Raw genomic sequence first — 18197 nt, forward strand, 5'->3', positions numbered from 1 at the left:
CACCGTTGCAAAGATCACCTTGCCCCTGCTCCGGCATCTGCCTGAAGGTGCACTAAACGGGCTAAGGGGGATGCATGCGGGGGCCGCTGGTCGTCAAGCGGGCGTTCAGTGAGCCGTTGCTCCTCCTGGCCGCGTTCGGCTCGATCCTGCTGGCCACCACCACGCTGGTGGCGCTGACCATGTACGCCTCCTCCATCGCCGACGCCGGTGTCCGCAGGACGATGGAGACGGCCTCGTACCGCCAGATCGCCGCCACCGTCAGCACCCCCGTCACAGCGGAGACGTTCCCGAAGTTCGACCGGTCCGTACACGCCGAGCTCGGCAAGGCGTACACCGAGCCGCCCGCCGTCACCACCAGCTTCCGCTCCGACTCCTACGTCATGCCCGGCCAGGACGGCCAGGAGCGGCCTGAGCTGCTCAGGTTCGGCAGCTACGACGGCCTCGACCGGCACGCCAGGCTCGTCTCCGGCGCCTGGCCGCGCGATGCCGGAGACCGGGTGGAGGCCGCGATCTCGCTGTCGGCGGCCTCGGCGACCGGGTTCAAGGCGGGTCAGCAGTTCACCACGAAGGGCCGCCTGGACCCGCGCCCGGTCAAGGTGCGCATCGTGGGCGTGTTCCAGCTCAACGACCCGTTCGGCGAGCGATGGGCGGGCGAGCAGCTGCTCAGCCGGGGGGTGGAGCGCGGCGAGTTCACCACGTACGGGCCGCTGATGGTGCCGCGCCAGACGTTCGTCGCCCGCTTCGCCACGAACGTCAACGCCACCTGGACCGCCGTACCCGACCTGCGCACCCTGACGCCCGCCCAGCTCCGCCCCCTGGCCGGCGCGATCGACCAGGTGGGCGCGCGGCTGAAGGCCGACGGCTGCGGCAGTTGTGTGGCCGCCAGCCGGCTGCCCGAGATGCTCACCCAGCTCGACACCGCGTCCCTGGTGGCACGCTCCACGATGCTCATCCCGGTGCTGCAGCTCCTGCTGCTGGCCGCGTACGCGCTGATGCTCACCGCGCGGCTGCTCGCCGACCACCGGCGCATGGAGGTGGCGCTGCTGCGCTCGCGCGGCGCGGGCACGGTGCGGCTGGCGGCGCTGGCGGGAGGCGAAGCGCTGCTGGTGGCGCTGCCGTGCGCGGTCGCCGCGCCGTTCCTGGGCCCGCCGCTGCTCGCGCTGGTCAACCAGTTGCCGTGGATCAAGGCCTCGGGCGTGCGGCTGGCGCCCTCCCCCGATCTGGGCACGTTCCTCGTGTCGTTCGGCGTGGCCCTGGCCGCGGCTGTGCTGCTGGTGCTGCCGGCGCTGGCGGGCGCGCGGCGCACGTACGTGGAGGAGCAGTCGGCGCGCGGCCGCGGCGGCGGGCGCGGGCTGATCGAGCGGGCGGGCGCCGACCTGGCGCTGCTGGTGGTGGCGGGGCTGGCGATCTGGCAGCTCCAGCACTACGGCGCGCCGGTCACCGCGACGGCCGCCGGCGCGCTCGGCATCGACCCGCTGATCATCTCCGGGCCCGCACTGGCCCTGCTCGCGGGCGGCATGCTGGGGCTGCGGCTGGTGCCGCGCATCTCGAAGCTGGCCGAGCGGCTGACCTCCAGGCGGCCCACGCTCGCGCCCGCGCTCGGGGCGTGGCAGGTGAGCAGGCGGCCGCTCAAGTACGCCGGCCCCGCCCTGCTGCTGACCATGGCCATCGCGATCGGCATCGTGTCCATGGCCACCGCCGCCACCTGGCGGGCCTCGCAGCTCGACCAGGCCCGCCATCAGGCCGGGGCCGATCTGCGGCTGTCGGGGCCGCCGGACGGACCTGAGCTGGGGGCGCTCGGACGCGGGACGGCGTTCACGGCGCTGCCGGGCGTCACGGCGTACTCGCCGGGCTTTCGTGGGCAGACCGAGGTGAGCGGGGAGAGCGCGCTGCTGCTCGGCGTGGACGCGACCAAGCTCGGCACGCTGTTCCACCTGCGGCCTGACCTGTCTTCACAGCCGGTCGGCGAGATGGCACGCGCGCTGGTGGGAGAGCAGGCGGGCAAGCTGGACATCCCTGGCCGGCCGGCCACGCTCACGCTCCGGGCCGAGGCGGACGCGGACGTCGCGGTGCGGCTGGTGCTCTCCGACGCGCTGGGCGTGTGGCGTGACATGCCGCTCGGCGTGCTGCGGAAGGGCGAGAACCGGATCGGCCTCGACCTCCGGGCGCTGGCCGGGCGCACCGGGAAGATCACGTACCCGCTGTCGCTGCGCGGCCTCGTCGCGAGCTCGCCGCAGGGCACCGCGAACCTGACCCTGACCGGCCTCGACGCCGACGGACGCGAGCTGGCGGCCCCGCCGCTGTCCATGAAGGTGGCGCGGTCCACGGCCGGCGCCTTCATGCCGGCGCGGCCGGGCCCGCTGCCCGTGGTGCTCACCGCCGATCTGGCCGCCTCGCTCAAGCTGGCCGCCGGGCAGGCCGGACCGGCCAGCATCGACCGCAAGGTGCTCCAGATCAAGGTGGTGGCCGTCGTGGACAGCATGCCGACGACCGCCGCGGGGCAGCAGGCCGTGCTCGCGGACTGGGGGACGCTGCAGGCGTACGAGCTCGCCGCGGCGCAGCTGCCCAGGCCCGCCACCGAATGGTGGCTCGCGGCCGACGACACCGCGCCCGCGGTGAAGGCGCTCAAGGCCCGGCCCGAGTGGGACGTGAGCGCGCTCGACCAGCGGCAGCTGGCGGCCGAGCTGCAGGACGACCCTCTGGCCAGCGGGCTGCAGGGGGCGCTGATGCTCGGGTTCATGGCGGCGCTGGTGTTCGCGGCCCTCGGGTTCCTGGTGAACGCGACCGTCGCGGCGCGGGAGCGCCTGGGCGAGTTCGCGATCCTGCGGGCGCTCGGGGTGAGCTCGAGGCAGGTGTTCGGACTGCTGGCGATCGAGCAGGCGTTCGTCATCGGGTTGTCGCTGGCCGCGGGCACCGGGCTCGCCGTGGCCGTCGGCGTGCTGGTGGTGCCGCACATCGTGCTGACCGGGCAGGCCTCGGCGGTCACGCCGGGCGTGGTGCTCGACATCCCGTGGGGCGCCACCGTCGCGATGCTGGCGCTGGTGGCGGCCGTGCTGTTCGCCATCGTGGCCGGGCTGGCCCGCCGTTTGCGCGGGCACCACGGGCAACTCGTGGAGGAACGGTGAGGATCGCCCTGCTCACTCGCGTACACCTGGGCACGCTGGCCGTGCTCTTCGTGCTGGCGCTGAGCGCCAGCCTGCTGGTCGCGGGCCTGCCCAGGGCGACGCAGGCGTCTTTCGACGAGGCGCTGCGCCGCTCGCTGGCCGCCGCGCCCGCGTGGCAGGCCGACCTGACGGTGAGCGTGGAGTCCCGCTCGCCGGAGGAGGACCTGCACGAACGCGGACAGTTCGACCTCCGCGACCGGCGCTGGCGCGAGATCCTGCCGGCGACGCTGCGCCCGCTGATGACCGCCGCCGGCCACATGAGCGCCAAGACCACCCTCACGCCCGTCACCGGGACCGGTGGCCAGACGCACATCAACCTGGGCTGGCTCTCGGACGCGGCCCAGCGCGTGGACTGGGTCCAGGGGCGGGCGCCCGGCAGGCCCTCGACCATGCGGTACGAGGGCGCGACGATCCCGGTGTTCGAGGTGGGCATCGTGGCGGACGCCCTGCGCGAGATGGACCTCCGGGTGGGCCAGACGAAGATGCTCGGCGAGAACGACTACGTCGCCGTGAAGATCGTCGGCTCCTTCCAGGCCAGGAATCCGGGAGATCGCTACTGGAGCCACAACCTCGACATCCTGCAGGTGACCAAGATCCAGCCACCGGGCGCGCTGGACTTCGAGAAGCACATCACGAGCCTCATCTCCGACGAGGGGCTGACCGCGCTCAGCAGCAAGGGTCGTAACCTGTCCTACCACTGGATCCTGCCGATCGACGCCCGGGGAGCGAGCGCGCTGGCCGCGCCCTACATCGACGCGGCGGTCGCCGAGTTCGGGCGGGTGGCCGCGCTGCAGTCCACGGGCAGCCCGTACCACCTGGACACCGGGCTGCACAAGCTGCTCGGCGACTTCCTCGCCGCGCTGGCCACCGCGCAGACCGTGATGTACCTGGTGCTCGGCGGGCTGCTGGCGGTGGCGCTCGGCGTGATCGCACTGGTCGTGCTGCTGCTGACCGACCGCCTCGATCACACCTTGACCATGGCCCGGGCGCGCGGCGGATCGTTGCGCCAGGTGGCCGGGGCCGCGGCCGCGGTGGCCGGGGTCGCGGTGGTGCCCGCCGGCCTGGCCGGGTACGGGCTGTCCTTCCTGGTGCCCGGCCCCGTGCTGCCGGTCGTGCACCTGGGACCGGCCGTCGTGGTCCTGGTCGCCGTGGGGTTCACCGCCGCCCGGGTGGCCCGCACGCATCGGACCCCGCTGCACGAGCGCCGCGACGACGTGGCCGCCAGCCGGACCTCGGCCCGCCGGGTCACGCTGGAGGTGCTGGTCGTGGCGCTCGCGCTGGTGGGGGCGTACCTGCTGCGGGCCCGCGGGCTGGCGGGCGGCGATCCGTTCCTGCTCCTGGTGCCGGTCGGGCTGACGCTGGCGGCCGCGCTGATCACCTTGCGCTGCTATCCGTACCCCTTGCGGCTGTTCGTACGGCTGGCCGCGCGCGGGCGGGCGGCCGTGCCGTTCCTGGGGCTGACCAGGGCGGCCAGGGCGCGCTCCGCCAGCGTGCTGCCGGTGCTGATCCTGCTGCCCGCGTTGGGTGTGTCGGTGTTCGCGGCGGTGATCTCCGACGGGATCGCGAGCACGCAGCGGCTGGCGTCCTGGCAGCAGGTGGGCGCGCCGGTCAAGCTGACGTCGGACATCGAGATCCCGGCCGCCACGATCTCTCAGGTGCGCGGGCTCGCCGGGGTGGAGCAGGTGGTGATCGCGCAGACCGGGCGAGTACAGGTCGGGTACGGCGCGGAACGGGCGGAGACCATCGCGGTGGACATGGCGCAGTGGCGCCGGATCCTGGATGGTGCTCCCGTGAGCCTGCCCGCTCTGGCCGATGGCGCCCTGGTCTCTCCAGAACTGCGGGGGCGGGGGACGTTCGAGATCGGGTGGCAGTCGCGGGTCAAGCTCACCACCCGAGGCGTGATCTCCTCGGTGCCCGGGTTCTACACCAAGGGAAAGTTCATGGTCGTGCCCCTGAGCGTGCTGACCCGGCTGGCCGTGAACACGTTGCTGATCAAGGGCGACGTGTCCCTTGATGCGCTGGCGCGGCTGGTCCCGTCGGCGACCGTGGAGTCGCAGGAGCGGGCGTTGAGCGCCATCAGGGACGATCCGCTCACCAGTGCCGTGCGCTGGGCGCTGGTCGTGGTGACGGTGGCGCTCGGCTCGTACGCGCTGGTCGCGGTCGTGCTGTCGCTGGTCGTCGGCGCCGCTGAGCGGGCCAGGACGGTGTCGTTCCTGCGTACCCTCGGGCTGTCGGACCGTCAGGCGCAGCGGCTGACCGTGCTGGAGATCCTGCCCATGATCCTCCTCACCGCATCGGTCGGGCTCGGCCTGGGCCTCTTCCTGCCGTTCGCGCTTGGGCCCGGCGTGGACCTGTCGTCGTACGCGGGTGACCTGCCCGTCGGCGACTACTCGCTCGACCTGTTCACACCTGTCGCGCTGGCGGCCGGGCTCGCCGCCGTCGCCGTGCTCGGCGCGTACGCGCACACCGCCATCAGCCGCCGCCGCAACCTCGGCGCCGTCCTGCGAGTGGGGGACCTGACATGAACCCGACCCTGTCCGAGCTGGAAGCCAGGGCCACCCGGGAGAAGGCCGCGTTCGGCGGCGACGCGCACATCGTGTGCGACAACCTGGTGCGCATCTACAAGACCGAGGGCGTCGAGGTCGTCGCCCTGCAGGGGCTCGACCTGGTGATCGACAAGGGCGAGCTGGTGGCCATCGTCGGCGCCTCGGGGTCGGGCAAGTCGACGCTGCTCAACGTGCTGTCCGGGCTGGACGTGCCGACGGCCGGGGTGGCGCGGGTGGCGGGGATGGACCTGCTGTCGATGAACGCGCGCGACCGGCTGCGGTACCGGCGGTCCGTGGTGGGCTTCATCTGGCAGCAGACCGCGCGGAACCTGCTGCCGTACCTCTCCGCCCGCGAGAACGTCGAGCTGCCGATGAAGCTGGCCGGGCGGCGCGGGGGGCGGGCGCTCGAGCTGCTGGAGCTGCTCGGGGTCGGATACTGCGCCAGCCGCAAGATTCCCGAAATGTCGGGCGGGGAGCAGCAGCGGGTGGCCATCGCCGTCGCGCTCGCCAACTCCCCGCAGCTCATCCTGGCCGACGAACCCACCGGTGAGCTGGACAGCGAGACGTCGGAGCAGGTCTTCGACGCGCTACGGAAGGCCAACAGGGAGTTGGGGGTGACCGTGGTCGTCGTGACGCACGACCCGCTGGTGGCGGAGCAGGTGGACCGTACCGTGGGCATTCGCGACGGGCGGACCAGCAGCGAGACGCTGCGGCGCGAGGGCGCCGAGGGTGAGATCGTCGCCGAGGAGTACGCGGTGCTGGACCGGGTGGGGCGGCTGCAGCTGCCGCGCGACTTCATGAACGCCCTCAAGATGGAGCGGCGGGTACGCCTCGAGCTCGAATCCGACCATATCGGCGTGTGGCCGGCCCGGGAGGAGCCCTCTGATGACTGATTCGCCGCTGGTCGTGGTGGAAGGGCTGCACAAGGTCTACCGGAGCGGGCCCAAGGAGGTCGTGGCGCTGCAGGACGTGTCCTTCTCGGTGTTCCCGGGGGAGCTCGTCGCCGTCCGCGGGCGGTCCGGGTCCGGGAAGACGACCCTGCTCAACCAGATCGGCGGCCTGGACAAACCGGACGCCGGGCGGGTGGTGGTCGCCGGGCACGAGGTCACCGCCATGTCCGAGGACGCCCTGCTGGCCTTGCGCCGGGACGTGGTGGGGTTCGTGTTCCAGTCGTTCGGTCTGATCCCGGTGCTGTCGGCGGCGGAGAACGTCGGCGTGCCGATGCGGCTGCTGCGGATGCCGGTGGCGGAGCGGGAGGATCGCATACGTCTGTTGCTGGCTCTGGTGGGGCTGGAGCAGCATGCCAACCAGCGGCCGTACGAGTTGTCCGGAGGGCAGCGGCAGCGGGTGGCCATCGCGCGGTCGCTGGCGAACCGGCCCCGGCTGCTGGTGGCCGACGAGCCCACGGGGCAGCTGGACTCGCAGACCGGGCGGCAGATCATGGAGCTGCTGCGGGCGCTCGTACGGAGTGAGGGGGTCACCGCCCTGGTGGCCACCCACGATCCCAGCCTGATCACGCTGGCCGACCGGGTGCTGGAGATCAGCGACGGCGTCGTGCAGGAGGCGGCGCTCACTTGACGCCGCTGCTGCGCGGCCTCGCGGTTTCGGCTTCCCCCCGGCCTTCTTCGCCGGGTTGCCTCACCGGCGGGAGGATCACGGCGAGATTCGCGGCGGCCACCAGCACGCCACCGGTCAGGGCCAGCGCCGTCACCCCGGTGACGTCGGCCAGCGGCGCCGCCGCCGCCAGCCCGAACGGCCGCGACGCGAACGAGATGAGCTGGTCGAACGAGCGCACCCGCCCCAGCGCCCGCTCCGGGATCTCATTGGCCACCACCGTCTCCCACAGCGGGCTGAGCAGCCCCAGCCCGAACATCGCCACGAAGTACGCACCCGCCATCACCGCGGCGGGCGCCGTCACGGCCAGGGCCACCATGGGCAGCAAGTAGCACGCGGCACCGGCCTGGACCACCATCAGCGGCCTGCGAATGGGCAGCCGAGGAGCGGCGAACACGCCCAGGACCAAGCCGACCGTGCCGCTCTGCACGATCACCGTCCAGCTCACCTCGCCACCCAGCTCCCGCACGGCCGTCACCGGGCCGAGCGTCAGGAACAACCCGGCCATGAAATGCCACACGCCATGCCCGAGGCAGGAGGCCAGGAACCATCGACGGGCCCTGACCTCCCGCCACCCCTCGACCACATCCCTGCCGAACGAGGAGCCTCTTTTGACATGAGGCGCCGCGGGCGTGCTGATCCCGCCGAGAGTGAGCGCCGAACAGGCGAACAGCACCGCCGTGAGCGCGGCCGCCCAGCCGGGACCGGCGGCCAGCGTGACCGTCCCCGCCAGCGCCGGAGCGATGACCGCGGACAGGCTGGTGGCCACGCCGATACGCGCGTTCATCCGCAACCTGTCCTCGCCGGGCACCACCGCGACCACCAGCCTCGGCACGGCCGGGCTGCCGAACGCGATGGCGACCCCCGCCACGGCTGACAGCACCGCCAGGTCGAGGAGCCGGTACACGCCGAGCAGCAGCTCAGCGGCGATGGCGGCCTGCGACAGGCACCGGGTCAGGTCGGCGAGCAGCGCGACCCGTTCAGGCCGGATCCGGTCGGCCAGCACCCCGCCCACGGGCAGGAACAGCAGGAGCGGCACCATCTCGCTCGCCAGCACGATGCCCAGCGCACCGCCGTCCCCGGTCGCCCGCAGGACCGCGAGTGTCAGGGTGGTGGGGATGAGCGCGGTGGCGAGCGCGGACAGGCATCGCCCGATCAAAAGTCGCTTGATCACGGGACAGTAGAGTATTTCGCCAACGAATGTTTCGTCAACAAAGTACTTGCGGCCCGTATGATCCGTTGCATGGAGGACTCGGTCGATCGCCACCTGGCCCGCTGGCGCGGCAAGGCCCCGTTCGATGAGCGGGTGGAGGCGATCGTGACGCGGCTGCAGGTCCTCGTAAAGCACCTGGCCCACACCAAGGAGGCGGCGCTGAAGGAGGTGGGGATGCAGGACTTCGAGTTCGAGACGCTGCACCGGCTCGTGGCACGCGACGGCTCGGCCACCCCGTCCGAGCTGGCCGCCGACCTCCTGCTCTCCCCTGCCGGGATGACGGGCCGGCTGGACACCCTGGAGCGATCGGGCCTGGTACGGCGGGTGCGCAGCACGGAGGACCGCCGACGGGTGGACGTCGAGCTCACCGCCAAGGGCCACGACATCTGGATGGACGCGATGACGATCAGGGCGGAGGTGGAAGCCGACATGGTGAACGCCCTCTCGCCCGCGGACCGGGCCGTCCTGGACGGCCTACTCAAACAACTCCTGGTCAAGACGGAAACCGGCCACTGACCTCGACGGCTCGTGGTCGCATGAACACCTTCCAGCCGTTCATCCCTCCCCCAAGACCGCGCCTCGTGATCCGCGCAGGTAATCCGATTGAGTGAGGCATGCCGCCGGTGGTAAGCCAGTCCAGGATTCCGATGATCGGAGGCAATACGTGGCCCAATCCCCCTTCCGCATCGAGGTGCCCGGCGACGTGCTGGACGACCTGCGGGCCCGCCTGCGGGCGACCAGGTTCGCGGACCGCAGCGGCGCGCAGCCGTGGCAGGCCGGAGCCGACCCCGCGTACCTGCGGGAACTCGTGGCGTACTGGGCGGAAGGGTTCGACTACCGCGCCCGGGAGGCCGAGCTCAACGCGCTGCCGCACTACCGGGAGCAGGGCCTGCATTTCGTACGGATCCCGGGGGCCGGCCCCGCGCCCATGCCCATCCTCCTCTGCCATGGATGGCCGAGCAGCTTCCTCGAGATGCTCCCCCTGGCGGCGCGCCTGGCCGATCCCGCCCGCCACGGCGGCGACCCGGCCGACGCGTTCGACGTCGTGATCCCGTCCATGCCGGGCTTCCTCTACTCCGACCTGCCGGCTGAGCCGCTCACGCGGGCCGCGATGGCGCGTACGCTGCACACGCTGATGACCGACACCCTCGGGTACGAGCGGTATGCCGCCTTCGGCGGCGACATCGGCGGCGCGGCCATCCAGTGGCTCGCTGCGCTCCATCCCGCGGAGGTGGCCGGGATCCACTTGATCCATCCACCGTTCCCCGCCTCGCTGGAGGAGCCGCCGATGTCGGCGGAGGAGCAGGCGTTCATGGCTGCGGAGGAGGCGTACGACGAGCTCGACGGCGGCTACAGCGCCATCATGGGGACACGGCCCGACACCATCGCCGCCGCCCTGCTCGACTCACCCGCGGGACTGGCTGCGTGGATAGTCGACAAATATCGGGATTGGAGCGACTGCCACGGCGACGTGGAGTCCCGCTTCGACCGCGACACGCTGCTCACGATCCTGACGCTGTACTGGGCGACCGGCTCGATCGGCACCTCGTTCAGGCAGTACTACGACTGGGAGCACAACACCCCTCGCCCACCGATCACGGTGCCGGCGGCCATCACCCTCAGCCACGAGCCGTCGATGTCCGGCATCCCGCGCTCGATCGCCGAACGATCCTGCACCGACCTCCGCCACTGGAACGAACCCGGACGCGGCGGACATTTCCTTGCGCTGGAGGAACCGGAGCTGATGCAGGAGGAGCTGACAACGTTCTTCCGCTCCCTCCGCCACACCGCCTGACCCTCACCCAAGGTGCACCCTCGCCCCACCGCCCCCATCCCCGAAGCCCGGGCAGCGCCGAAGCGCGCGCCTTCGGCCTCACCACCACCACCGCCGCCGACACCCGGGAGCGCCACACCGAAAACCGCCGCCGACATTCGGGCACCCACACCGAATACCGCCATCGCCATCGTCACTCAGGCGCGCCACATCGGAACCCGCCACCTCCACCAACGCCGTGGCGCCGCACCTCGACGCTCATGCACACCACACCACAGCGCGTCGAGGGATGGGCTGCCCGCTACCGCCCTGTGCGGCAGGCGACGATGACCTGCACCGTGTGCTCCAACGCGTAGGCCGGGTCCGCTCCCCCACCCTTGACCTGCTCATCCGCACTGGCCACGGCCTGGATGGCCTTGGACAGCCCCTCGGGCCCCCATCCGTTCAGCTGCCGCTTGACCCGATCCACCTTCCACGGCGGCATGCCGACATGGCTGGCCAACTGCCCGCCCCGGAGGTTGCGGGGCGCGCTGCCGACCTTGGCGAGCGACCGCAGACCACCGGCGAGCGCACTCACCAGCAAGACCGGAGCGACCCCGGTGCCAAGCGCCCACCGCAACTGCTCCAGAGCGTCAGCCAGGCGCCCCTCGACAGCGGAGTCGGCCACGTTGAAGCCGGTCACCTCGGCCCGGCCCTTGTGGTAGCGAGCCACGGCGGCCGCGCCGATCGTCTTGTCCTCCGTGTCGAACGCCAGCTGACTGCACGCCGCCGCCAGCTCCCGCAGGTCATTGCCCACGGCGTCGAGCAGCGCCTGCGCCGCGTCACCGGAAATGCCGCGCCCGGCCCGCTTGAACTCGCCCTTGATGAAGTCCAGCCGCTCCCCTGCCTTGGTGACCTTGTTGACCGTGACCACCTTGGCCCCGGCCTTCTTCACCCCGTCGACCAGCGCCTTCCCCTTCACCCCGCCCGGGTGCGCCAGAACGAGCACGGTGTCGCCTGAGGGCTGCTTGGCGTAGGCGACGACCTCGGCGATGACGTCCTTCGCCAGATCCTGCGCCGAACGGATCACCACCACCGACCGATCGCCGAAGAGCGACGGCGAAGTCAGCTGCGTCAGCTCCCCGATCCCGACCTTCCCGCCGACGAGGTCATGCACGTCGGCCTCCGGCTCAACGGACCGGGCCGCCGCGACGACACCACTCACCGCCCGCTCGGCCAGCAGCTCCTCATCGCCGAGGACCAGAGTCACAGGTGCTGGATCGGTTCCCGCCATGTCAGGCAGCATGCCATGCGCCACCGACAACCTGGTACTCGAAGGCCTCTTGGAGCACCATCGACGAACCACAGCTTGGGACGGCTTCGTTCGAGACATCCTGGTAGTCCCAGGGACAGGGACAATGCCCAGGTCACGCCTATGGTGGTTGGCATGGCCTGACGGCATGGGATCTACGGGCCCAGGCGAAACCACTGCCACCTCCCTTCCCCCTCACAAAAGGGATCTACAGGCCACGCGAAACCACCGCCATCTCCCCTTCCCGCTCCACGACGGCCAGGTCGCCTGACTTGTCGGTCCGGTAGATGCTGGCCCCGAGGCGACGCAGGAGGGTCAGAGTGGACAGGGCCGGGTGGCCGTAGTCATTGTCGGCCCCCACGCTGATCAACGCGGCCCGCGCGCCGACGGCAGACAGGAAGTCCGGGGACTGCCTGTTCGATCCGTGGTGCGGGGTCTTGAGGATGTCAGCCCGCACCGAGACCCGTCGCAACAGCTCCTCCTGGGCCTCCGTCTCCAGGTCGCCGCTCAGCAGGATGGAGCCGGACCGCCAGCGCACGTGGACGACCACGCTGGAGTTGTTGATCGCACTGCCCTCACCATGCCCGTTCATCTCGGTCTGGGCGAGATCAGGGGCGAGCACGGTCAGCTCGGACGGGCCGAATCGCCAGCGAGTGCCCGGCGAGGCCGTCCACTCCGGTATGTGCTGGTGTGCCAGCATGGCCGAAATGTGAGCGCTGGATCGAGTGCCTGTCCGTTGCGGGCTGACGACCACGGCTCCGACACGCCGGTTCCTGAGCACGCCCGGGAGGCCGTCCACGTGATCGGCATGCGGGTGGGTGAGGACGAGCAGGGGCACGTCGTCAACGCCGATCCTGCGCAGGCACCGATCCATGGCGATCGGATCGGGGCCGGTGTCGACCACGACGCCTCGCCCCGGTCCCGCCGCCACCACAAGACCGTCCCCCTGACCGACATCGCACATCACCATCAGCCATCCCTTGGGCGGCCACGAACCGGCGATGGGCCGGATCACCAGCACCGCCGTCAAGGCAGCACCGGCCACGGTCAGGGCCACCGCCCGCCAGGCCCGCCGCCGCAGGATCGGGATCGCGACCGCCACCGCGACCAGGAGCAGCCCCAATCCTGGAAGTCCACCAGGCCACGGCACAGTGGCGAAAGGCAGATTGACCGCCCAACGGGCCACCGTAACGATCCACCCGACCGCGTAACCGGCCGGAATCACCAGAAGCCTGGCGCCCTCGGGCCATACGGGCGCCACCAGAGCGGCACCGAATCCGAGCAACGTCGCAGGCGCCACCGCCGGAGCCACGAGCAGGTTGGCGACCACCGCGACGGGGGTCAGTTGCCCCGACATCAGCACGAGTACAGGCGTCACGGCCACCTGAGCGGCCACCGGCACGGCAACAGCCTCGGCCATCCAACGCGGCAACCGCCGGCACGGCACCTTGGCACCGCCGCCATCCGATGACACATCACCCTCGTGACACCGATGACCTTCGCGTTCCCGGGCCTGACCACAGTCCTGCTGCGAACCGCCCTCGTTTCTCGGGGATGACAGGCGGTCGCGCCAGCGTGGGGCGAGGATGAGGATTCCGGCGGTGGCCGCTACCGAGAGGGCGAAGCCGTACGAGCGGGCCAAGTCGGGAGCGAACAGCACCAGGAGGAGGACCGTTGCGGACAGGGCCGCCAGGCCGTCCTTCGAGCGGCCTGTGCCCAGCGCGATGACGGCAGCCAGGCCCATGAGGAGGGCGCGTAGAACGCTCGGGGATGGACGGGCGACCACGGCGAACGCGAGCATCGCGATGGCGGCTAAGACAGCTCTCAGGGGGAGGGAGAGGCCGAGGACGCGAGAGAGGGCGAGCGCGGCGCCTGCCACGATTGCCAGGTTTGCACCGCTTACGGCGTTCAAGTGGCTCAGGCCGGCCTCCTTGAGGTCGGATGCCACCTGAGGGTCCATGCGTGAGACGTCACCGACGACCAAGCCCGGCAGAAGGCCTCGCTGGTCGGCGGGGAGGGCGTCGGCGGCGCCTCGCAGGCCCGCTCTGAGGGCGCCCGCCACCGTCTGGATGCCGGACGGGGGTGTCAGGACTCGGGGTGAGCCTTGCACCAGGAGGATGGCGGCGACGAGGTCGCCCGGACTCGGCTCGGCCAGGCGGCCGGTGACTTCGAGGCGCTGGCTGGGGAGAAAGGTGCTCCAGTCGTGTCCGTTGGCGAAGACGGTGATGGGGACGTTGACGGTCTGCCGGGTACCGGCTGTGTGGATGAGCTCCAGGGTGGCTGGGGTCACGTAGCTCTCTTGGTTGAAGTGGCCGCTTCTGTTCTGTCTCCGTTTGGGGTCATCTGTTAGGGCGATCTGGGCCTTTACGGAGGTGTTCTTCTTGGCCAAGTCAGCTGCTGGGCCGGTGGTCAAGGCGTGGACTCGGAAGGCGACCGACGCCGAGGCTGCGGCAGCGCAGATGAGCGTGGCGATGGTGATGTTGCGCCACGCAGCCGGGTGAGCTGGTCGTCGTGCCACCCATCGGGGTGGTGGGCTTGTGTGCTGGTCGGTCTGGTCGATCTGGTCGATCTGGTCGAGGTGTTCGAGAGGTGCGGGCCAAGGTCGTCGCCACGTCCGAGGGGCTGGGATGCGCGGTTTCCGTCCGGGTCGGTCGGTGTCACTCCTCCTTCGCCACGCCACGGACTGGGCGCGCCACAGTACGGGCCGGGCGCGCCAGGCTACGGCCGTGGCAGCCAGGGCTGCGGAGATGGCGACGATCAGGCCTGTACGCGCGGAGCAACCGAGCAGGGTCAGGGCACTCGCCCAAGCGGCCAGCGCGGGGAGGATGAGGGGCCAGGCCTGCTCACGCCTACCGCTGCGCTGGGCGTTGCCGGTTGCCCCGGTATTCGTGTCGTTCCCGTCGTCAGCCCGGCCGCCGTCGAATGGAGTGTTGTCGTTGTGCAGGCTCGTACGCGCTGGACGGGTGGTGGCCATGTCAGACGCGGACCCTTGCCTTGAGCTCGTCAAACTTTCGTGGGCCTATTCCGCTCACTTCGCGTAGCTGCTCGACCGTGGCGAAGCCGCCGTGGGAGTTGCGGAACTCGGCGATGCGGGCTGCCAGGACCTCCCCTACTCCTGGAAGTTGTTCGAGCTGGTCCGTCGTGGCGGAGTTGAGGTCGAGGACGGCGGAGGCGGCCGGGTCCGTGATGGGCGAACCGGGGGCCGCCTGGCCGGCGGCGCCGCCTACGACTATCTGCTCGCCGTCGATCAGGCGTCTGGCGAGGTTGAGCGAGCCGGTGGAGGCACCGCGTGACACGCCCCCTGCTGCCGTCACGGCGTCCGTGACGCGGGAGCCTGAAGGCAGTTGGTAGACGCCGGGTTTGTGGATCTTGCCGGTGACATGGACAGTCACTTTGGCCGGAGATGTCGGCGATGGGGTGGTGTGTGCGGCAATCGGAGTGGGGGGCGGCAAGGGCTCTGGTGAGGGCTGGGATCGCCAGAGGAAGAAAGCGGCGATGGCTGCGGCCAGCGCGCCCACGGCCAGCAGGACCCGGAGGCCGGGCTTGCCTGGGTCGAGGGCTGGAGCCTGGGCGGCGATGGCTGCGCGGAATGCCGGAAAGGAGGGTGGCATGGGGGCAGGCCTGCCGCTCTTTCGGTGAGATGAGGTTGAAGCGTTTGGGCGCCGTTCGCGGCTTTCGTGGGATGTGGGCGAGCTGGCGTCGTCCCGCCCATGCCTCGCATGCGATGTGTTCACGGCGACATCTGAGCCAGCAACGACGCCCCAACGGCTTCCGTCCTGAGACCGTCCAGCCTGGCCGCGACCCTCCTGGGAGGTGTACGGGGGCCGTCCAGTCTGGCGGCCTCTCCCCCGAGGCTCAGGTGGAACGTCGTGGCCTTTCGCCCGGCCCTCGGCCGGCTCGCTCGCGCCACGAGCGCGCTGGCCGAGAGGGTGGCGGGAGCGGCGGGAAGGCGCGTTGATCGACCGTAGCCGGGACTCGGCTATGGTCCGCTCTGCCGTGGGGTCGGGGGTTCGCACGGCAGTGAACGTAGGTCCTCAGCGGCCATCGTCGAGGTCCCGAACCGGGTTCTGGGGATGGGGCAGGCGACGAGCGAGAGGGCTGTGGACAACCGACCTGGGATCCCAGCCGAGGGGTACGGGCCGTCCGCCTGCAAGGGTCCCGGTAGCACTCGCGGAAATCCAACGAACCTGTCAGTGACCTGCGGTTACATGGGCGACGTGGAGCGCCGGGAACGTCCCCGCCCGCCGACCGGCCGTTCAAGGGGACCGTCTCGCTCGCTTGACGATCGCGGTCAGCACGCTGACAGCCCATACGTGCCGCGGGTGCTGGAGCGGGTGCGGATCGTCCAGCGTTGCCTGGGCCGTCCGCGCGTGCGGCCCTCACACGTGCTGGCCACAGGGCCTCACTCTCCCCGGCAACAGCGACTTCCTGCGTCGGCGAGGGATCAAGACGGTGATCGGCTACTTCCCGCCGTATGTCAGGGGCGGCGTCAGGACGGCGACAGCCCGGTATCAGCGCGGTCGGCGATGGTGGATGCCATGAACGGTTCAGCGATGCGGCCTCGGGGCTGCTAACTGGGCCGCGCCGAAACTCAACCCCCGAGCCTCGTGCCACGCCAGGACGGGTCTCGCAAGATCGAAACAACGCAGCACAAGGAGCACATGATGCAGAAGTTCGACACCCCCGCCCCGATCTCCGCCGTCCTGGAGATCCCCGCGGGACGCGTCCAGTTCATCGCCGCCGACCGGGCCGACACCGCGGTCGAGGTCCGGCCCGCGAACGCCTCGAAGAGCCGCGACGTGAAGGCAGCGGAGCAGACCACGGTCGAATACGCCGACGGCGTCCTGCGGATCGAGACTTCGGTGAAGAACCAGTACCTCGGCCCGTCTGGATCCATCGAGGTGACGGTCGAGCTGCCCGCCGGCTCCCGCGTCGAGGCCAAGGCGGCCAGCGCCGAACTCCGGACCGTCGGCCGCCTCGGCGACGTCGTCTTCGAAGGCGCGTACCGCCAGATCAAGCTCGACGAGGCCGCGAGCCTCCGCCTCACCGCGACCGACGGCGACGTCGAGGTCGGCCGGCTGGGCGGCCCCGCGCAGATCAGCACCGAACGGGGCGACATCCGGATCGCCGAGGCCACCGGCGGCACGGTCGTGCTCCGCACCCAGTCCGGCGACATCTCGATCGCCGCCGCCAGCGGGGTCTCGGCCGCCCTGGACGCCGGCACCAGTCACGGCCGCATCACCAACGCCCTCAAGAACGACGGCACCGCCGAACTCGACATCCACGCCACCACCTCCAACGGCGACATCACCGCCCGCAGTCTGTGACCCGCGGCCTCGGGGGTCATAGACATTTGGCACGGAATCCGGTGTTAACGCGATTTACGCAGGTCAGCGAGCACGCTGCGTTTCTCTGTTCCGATCGCACTCACGCCGGATTCCGTTCGGATTCACCTGCCGCTGAAGGTCCATGCGCGACGCTGAACCTCAAATGCTGAGGTCCATGCGCGCCCCTGAACATCAGGGAGCTAAAGGTCGCACGACGTGATCGTGAGGCCGAGCGTGCCGGGGCCCACGTGGGCGCCGATCACCGCTCCGAGTTCCACCACCCGCAGCTCCACCAGACCGGCCAGCCGCTTTGGCAGGCGCTCTGCCAGCGCCTCGGCCCGTTCCCTTGCTTCCAAGTGCTGCACGGCCACCTCCACAGGCCCCTCTCCCGCCGCACGGACGGCCAGGTCCTCCAGGCGGGCGATGGCGCGTGACGACGTGCGGACCTTTTCCAGGAGTGAGATGTGGCCGTCCACGATGTGCAGCAATGGCTTGATCATGAGGGCCGAGCCCACCAGGGAGGCGGCGGTGCCGATGCGGCCGCCGCGCCGCAGGTGGTCGAGGGTGTCGACGTAGAAGAACGTCTGGGTGGTTTCCATACAGCGGCGGGCGGCCGATGTCACCGCCTCCAGGGAGGCGCCGTTCGCGGCGGCGCGGGCGGCGGCCAGGACGGGGTAGCCGAGGCCCATGGCGATCGAGCGGCTGTCGATCACTTCCACCGGGACGGGCGCCTGGGCGGCGGCCGTCAGGGCGGACTCGACGGTGCCCGAGAGCTCTCGGGAGAGGTGGATCGAGACGATCCCGGTCGCGCCTGCGGCAGCCAGGGAGGAGTAGCAGGAGGCGAAGCTTTCCGGCGAGGGGCGGGAGGTGCTGGCGGAGGCGAGGTCGCCGATGAAGGAGCCTGCATCGCGGCGGTAGCCGCCGCCCGAACGCACCCCGTCGTTGCCGAATCTCCCGTTGTCGGCCCTCTGGGCGCCGGATCTCCCGTTGTCGGCCCTCTCGACGCCAGTGCTCTCGGTGCCGGATCTCCCGGTGCTGATCCTCTCGTGGTGGGGCGCGTCGCTGTGGGGAGAGCTCTCGCGGGCGGGCCCACCGCCCGTGGGCTGGACCCGGCCCGAAGGCCCGGCCTCGCCCGCGGGGCGCCCGTCCGACGGTGCGCCGTCGATCCGGAACGCGGGCTCGTCGTACGACACACCCCCGGCGATCACCTGTACCGGCACCACCATGACACCCGGCACAGGCGGCAGATAAGCCGTCGAATCAGTGAC

12 protein-coding genes are annotated in these 18197 nt (G+C 71.0%); 7 read left to right on the forward strand and 5 right to left on the reverse strand.

Annotated elements, in window-relative coordinates; genetic code table 11:
* The first annotated feature begins 74 nt into the window (after window positions 1–74).
* Genes ABN273_RS51575 through ABN273_RS51590 form a run of 4 tightly spaced genes read left to right on the forward strand, consistent with a single transcriptional unit; the run spans window position 75 to window position 7288 of the window.
* A complete protein-coding gene (locus tag ABN273_RS51575; RefSeq protein WP_349457056.1) occupies window positions 75–3125 on the forward strand; it encodes an ABC transporter permease in 3051 nt (1016 codons plus the stop codon).
* The gene (locus ABN273_RS51580; RefSeq protein WP_349457057.1) at window positions 3122–5689 is read left to right on the forward strand and encodes an FtsX-like permease family protein; all 2568 of its coding nucleotides are present in this window, start codon (window positions 3122–3124) and stop codon (window positions 5687–5689) included. The genes ABN273_RS51575 and ABN273_RS51580 overlap by 4 nt, the downstream gene beginning before the upstream one ends.
* Entirely contained in the window at window positions 5686–6603 is a 918-nt protein-coding gene (locus ABN273_RS51585) for an ABC transporter ATP-binding protein (protein ID WP_349457059.1), read from the forward strand. Before ABN273_RS51580 ends, ABN273_RS51585 begins: the two co-directional genes overlap by 4 nt.
* The gene (locus tag ABN273_RS51590; protein ID WP_349457060.1) at window positions 6596–7288 is read left to right on the forward strand and encodes an ABC transporter ATP-binding protein; all 693 of its coding nucleotides are present in this window, start codon (window positions 6596–6598) and stop codon (window positions 7286–7288) included. The genes ABN273_RS51585 and ABN273_RS51590 overlap by 8 nt, the downstream gene beginning before the upstream one ends.
* On the opposite strand, the gene ABN273_RS51595 is transcribed toward ABN273_RS51590, so the two are convergent.
* Window positions 7281–8498 carry an MFS transporter gene (locus ABN273_RS51595; protein WP_349457061.1) on the reverse strand — a complete coding sequence of 406 codons (1218 nt, stop codon included), beginning with the start codon at window positions 8496–8498 and terminating at the stop codon, window positions 7281–7283. The two genes, ABN273_RS51590 and ABN273_RS51595, sit on opposite strands and share 8 nt — an antisense overlap.
* Before the next feature lie 69 nt (window positions 8499–8567).
* On the opposite strand from ABN273_RS51595, the gene ABN273_RS51600 reads away from it, so the two are divergent.
* The gene (locus tag ABN273_RS51600; protein WP_349457062.1) at window positions 8568–9053 is read left to right on the forward strand and encodes a MarR family winged helix-turn-helix transcriptional regulator; all 486 of its coding nucleotides are present in this window, start codon (window positions 8568–8570) and stop codon (window positions 9051–9053) included.
* A 148-nt stretch (window positions 9054–9201) separates the two neighbouring features.
* A complete protein-coding gene (locus ABN273_RS51605; protein WP_349457063.1) occupies window positions 9202–10332 on the forward strand; it encodes an epoxide hydrolase family protein in 1131 nt (376 codons plus the stop codon).
* A gap of 280 nt (window positions 10333–10612) precedes the next feature.
* Here the strand turns inward: ABN273_RS51605 and holA are convergent, their stop codons facing one another.
* From holA to ABN273_RS51620, 3 genes are all read right to left on the reverse strand, one after another.
* Window positions 10613–11584, reverse strand: coding sequence for a DNA polymerase III subunit delta (gene holA / locus ABN273_RS51610; protein WP_349457064.1), 972 nt, complete (start codon window positions 11582–11584; stop codon window positions 10613–10615).
* 226 nt (window positions 11585–11810) lie between these two features.
* Window positions 11811–13892, reverse strand: a complete 2082-nt coding sequence (locus ABN273_RS51615; protein WP_349457066.1) for a ComEC/Rec2 family competence protein — start codon at window positions 13890–13892, stop codon at window positions 11811–11813.
* Window positions 13893–14577: 685 nt separating this feature from the next.
* The gene (locus ABN273_RS51620; RefSeq protein WP_349457067.1) at window positions 14578–14994 is read right to left on the reverse strand and encodes a ComEA family DNA-binding protein; all 417 of its coding nucleotides are present in this window, start codon (window positions 14992–14994) and stop codon (window positions 14578–14580) included.
* Between the two features lie 1272 nt (window positions 14995–16266).
* On the opposite strand from ABN273_RS51620, the gene ABN273_RS51625 reads away from it, so the two are divergent.
* A complete protein-coding gene (locus ABN273_RS51625) occupies window positions 16267–16929 on the forward strand; it encodes a DUF4097 family beta strand repeat-containing protein (RefSeq protein ID WP_349457083.1) in 663 nt (220 codons plus the stop codon).
* Window positions 16930–17129: 200 nt separating this feature from the next.
* Here ABN273_RS51625 and ABN273_RS51630 read toward each other — a convergent pair whose 3' ends face one another.
* Window positions 17130–18167, reverse strand: coding sequence for a DegV family protein (locus tag ABN273_RS51630; protein ID WP_349457069.1), 1038 nt, complete (start codon window positions 18165–18167; stop codon window positions 17130–17132).
* Window positions 18168–18197 lie beyond the last annotated feature (30 nt).

The organism is Nonomuraea sp. B19D2 (genome assembly GCF_040137845.1).
Taxonomy (GTDB): Bacteria; Actinomycetota; Actinomycetes; order Streptosporangiales; family Streptosporangiaceae; genus Nonomuraea.

What these genes read in the sequence shown, in the direction of transcription:
- ABN273_RS51585 (WP_349457059.1), top strand. Translation starts at nt 5,686, where the DNA reads ATGAACCCGACCCTGTCCGAGCTGGAAGCCAGGGCCACCCGGGAGAAG.
- ABN273_RS51600 (WP_349457062.1), top strand. Translation starts at nt 8,568, where the DNA reads ATGGAGGACTCGGTCGATCGCCACCTGGCCCGCTGGCGCGGCAAGGCC.
- ABN273_RS51590 (WP_349457060.1), top strand. Translation starts at nt 6,596, where the DNA reads ATGACTGATTCGCCGCTGGTCGTGGTGGAAGGGCTGCACAAGGTCTAC.
- ABN273_RS51575 (WP_349457056.1), top strand. Translation starts at nt 75, where the DNA reads ATGCGGGGGCCGCTGGTCGTCAAGCGGGCGTTCAGTGAGCCGTTGCTC.
- holA (WP_349457064.1), bottom strand. Translation starts at nt 11,584, where the DNA reads ATGGCGGGAACCGATCCAGCACCTGTGACTCTGGTCCTCGGCGATGAG.
- ABN273_RS51625 (WP_349457083.1), top strand. Translation starts at nt 16,267, where the DNA reads ATGCAGAAGTTCGACACCCCCGCCCCGATCTCCGCCGTCCTGGAGATC.